1 rRNA gene is annotated in these 468 nt (G+C 52.1%); it reads left to right on the forward strand.

What is annotated here, in order from left to right:
- Nucleotides 1–468: ribosomal RNA gene (locus V2S86_RS25365) — 23S ribosomal RNA — on the forward strand; the annotation flags it as partial.

Genomic DNA, 468 nt, shown 5'->3' on the forward strand with positions numbered 1-468 from the left:
GAAGCCAGTCGCAGATACCAGCTGGCTGCAACTGTTTAATAAAAACACAGCACTGTGCAAACACGAAAGTGGACGTATACGGTGTGACGCCTGCCCGGTGCTGGAAGGTTAATTGATGGGGTCAGCCGCAAGGCGAAGCTCTTGATCGAAGCCCCAGTAAACGGCGGCCGTAACTATAACGGTCCTAAGGTAGCGAAATTCCTTGTCGGGTAAGTTCCGACCTGCACGAATGGCGTAATGATGGCCAGGCTGTCTCCACCCGAGACTCAGTGAAATTGAACTCGCTGTGAAGATGCAGTGTACCCGCGGCAAGACGGAAAGACCCCGTGAACCTTTACTATAGCTTGACACTGAACATTGAGCCTTGATGTGTAGGATAGGTGGGAGGCTTTGAAGCGTGGACGCCAGTCTGCGTGGAGCCAACCTTGAAATACCACCCTTTAATGTTTGATGTTCTAACTCGGCCCC

The sequence above is a fragment of the Serratia sp. C2(1) genome (genome assembly GCF_036352655.1).
Taxonomy (GTDB): Bacteria; Pseudomonadota; Gammaproteobacteria; order Enterobacterales; family Enterobacteriaceae; genus Serratia; species Serratia inhibens.